The organism is Canicola haemoglobinophilus, assembly GCF_002015075.1.
GTDB classification, from domain to species: Bacteria; Pseudomonadota; Gammaproteobacteria; order Enterobacterales; family Pasteurellaceae; genus Canicola; species Canicola haemoglobinophilus.
In genome coordinates this window covers 1-2,787 of record NZ_MUXZ01000068.1, presented here as the reverse complement: position 1 = coordinate 2,787, position 2,787 = coordinate 1, and the positions used below count along the sequence as shown (strand labels likewise).

At 33.8% G+C, this 2,787-nt stretch carries 3 protein-coding genes and 1 pseudogene; all 4 read left to right on the top strand.

The window, feature by feature from the left end:
* A pseudogene (locus tag B0186_RS11905) lies at positions 1-1,373 on the top strand (hemagglutinin repeat-containing protein); the annotation flags it as partial.
* 1 nt (position 1,374) lies between these two features.
* Positions 1,375-1,731, top strand: coding sequence for a hypothetical protein (locus B0186_RS11185; protein ID WP_078219526.1), 357 nt, complete (start codon positions 1,375-1,377; stop codon positions 1,729-1,731).
* 53 nt (positions 1,732-1,784) lie between these two features.
* The gene (locus B0186_RS11180) at positions 1,785-2,267 is read left to right on the top strand and encodes a hypothetical protein (protein ID WP_078219524.1); all 483 of its coding nucleotides are present in this window, start codon (positions 1,785-1,787) and stop codon (positions 2,265-2,267) included.
* A 113-nt stretch (positions 2,268-2,380) separates the two neighbouring features.
* Complete coding sequence (locus B0186_RS11175) at positions 2,381-2,734, top strand: hypothetical protein (protein ID WP_078219522.1); 354 nt, start codon at positions 2,381-2,383, stop codon at positions 2,732-2,734.
* The last annotated feature ends 53 nt before the right edge of the window (positions 2,735-2,787 follow it).

Here is a 2,787-nt window from a genome sequence, read left to right as displayed (position 1 = left end):
TAAAAGGTGCGGTTATCACTTCAACCAATCAAGCTGAACAACAAAACAAAAACCGTTTTAGCACAGGTACATTGACGTATTCTGATATTGAAAATCTGAGTCGCCATAATGCGAGTGGGTTTGGTATTAGCGGAAGCGTTGCCATGAACTTTGAAACACCATTAGGTGATAAAGGTATTGCTCAAAGTAATAAGCAAGCGGTCAATGATAAAGGTGAACCAATTTATATTGACAAAAATGGTAATGATACCCCAATAAAAACAGACCAAATAAAGCTTGCAGAAGGTAAATCTTCTTTTGTTGGAGGTGTAGGTTTTGGTCTTGGACAGGATAAGGAATCCGAAACTAGTGTTACCTATTCAGGCATAGGCACGGCTAATATCCATATCAAAGATGAAAAGGCTCAGTTTGAAAAAACAGGAAAAACAGTTGAGCAAACCTTGTCTGAAATAAAAACAGATACCACAACGGAAACAGCTGAAAGCCGTTCAGGGAAATTGGAAAATACATTTGACAAAGAAAAGGTCTTGAAAGAGCTAAATATACAGGTAAAAGCTACACAAGATTTCAGGAAAAATGCCTTTTCAACGATTGATTCTTATGTATTGCCAAAACAAGCAAAATTAAGGGAGCAAATTAAGCAAGCAAAAACAGAGGAAGAAAAGACTGCACTTTATAATGAAATTTACAAATTGCAATATCAAAAACGTCTTTTAGAAACCGTTGTAGGTATTGTTGCAGGCTCGCCGGAAGTTGCTATTACACAAGGTACATTGCAACTAGCAGCAACTAAAATGCGAGAGGAGACTCTGGCTAATTCAAGGATATTCAAGGGGATAAAAGATGAAAAGACAGGTAAGGTTCTCAGAAATGATAGTTATGATAGCAGTTATTTTGATGGGGTTAAGTTAGGTGGTATTAGGATTGATTTAGATGTAATTTGTGGTAAAGATAGATGTAGTGAAAATGAGAATGGAGAAGTAGTTTACAAAGGTAATTCAGAGCTACTGTCATTATCAGATGCTATAAATCCTAACAAAAATAAAAAAGCAAAGAATTTATATGGCGAAACAGGTGGTTTTCAAGCAGTAGGAGGTGAGTGGAACCTTCATTTTGTTCGACTCCCTTACTCTGTTGGCTCCTTATCAGATCGTATAATTGAATCATTTGCTGGATCTCACGATATGATGGGAGGGCAAATATGGAGATGGTACGACAAACAGGGAAATACCTTACAAAATAAAAATATGGCTCAACATATAGGTTCTACAGCAACAACAATTATTGCAATTCCTATGGCTGCACCATTTGCGCTTAGTGATGCAATATCCTCCGATTTTATGGAAGTGCTTTTTCAATTAGGAGGGAATTAAAATGAAAAATTTTTGCTTTATGTTTTCGTTGTTCCTAAGTGGATGTTTCTATCATGATGGCTGCATCTATACTCCCCAAATGGTAAATTGTAGCTATGACTCTGATTATCCAGATATAACAAGGTATCAAAAAATCGATAAAATAGGGAGAACATCGCCAAAACAACGTTGGCTTGATGCCATTAATTGTGGGGCTCAATATAATGAAGATGGGTGGATACATGAAACACTTCCCAAATTAGATAAGTCCAGTTTTTATAATATAAATGGGAAACGTAGGTTTGTATTATGCATGAAAGAAAAAAACTATATTTATTTTGATGCTTATGACTGTTGGAAGAAGAAAATTTGTAACTAGTAAGGGCATCTTGAGTAATTTTTATCAAAGTTTTCAAGTTAGGAAACGATAGTATGAAGAAATTATTATTTGCTCTTTCTCCATTTATAGTTACTAGCTGTTACTATTCATTTGAAACAGGTTGTTTTTATACCCCACAAAATGTTTCTTGTTATGATGGCGCCTCAGATATAGCCCGCCTGCAAAAGAAAGAAAGTATTGGTTTCACTGATGCTGAAACTAGATGGAATGATTTAGAGTCTTGTGGAGGGGTTAGGGTAAAAGATGGTAATTTTATCTTACATCAACGTAAAGAGTTTGTTCAAAATTTCCAAAAATATAGAGAAAAATATTATGAACTCTATAAAGTAAATACGGAGTATGAAAAAAAATTAACAGAGGAATATAAGTATTTAACACCACTCCCTATAAATCCTAGATTTGACTTAAACTCTTTTCACATATATATATCAGAACTATATTCCTGTATGAGAAGAAAAGGTTACATAAATCTTTCAAGGATTGAATGTCATCAGAACTATGAAAAATGTAAATAAAAGTAGGGTTAATTAATTTATATAAAAAGAAAAATGCTCATATCAGTCTACACTTAGTGATGCAATATCTTCCGATTTTATGGAGGAGCTTTTTCAATTAGGAGGGAATTAAAATGAAAAATTTTTGCTTTATGTTTTCGTTGTTCCTAAGTGGATGTTTCTATCATGATAGTTGTGTCTATACTCCTCAGATGGTTAATTGTTTTATTGATAAAGGAGATATATTTCCCTCTGTATCTAGGTATCAAAAGCCTTATAGTTTAGGAAAAACTAATTCAGAGCAACGTTGGAAAGATGTTGTATTTTGTGGAGGTAAATCTGGTGATTATAAATTAGAGAATATAAAAACAGTGGAGCAATCGGACAAATTACATCATTGCATGATAGAAAAAGGATATATTCATTTGACTCCCGCAGAATGCAGTTATCAGAATCCTAAATGGGATAAGGGTGTTTGTAATTTATAAGTGTTTTGGGGCTATGAATTTGCAAAATTTTCTTAAAAAGTTACCGCACTTGT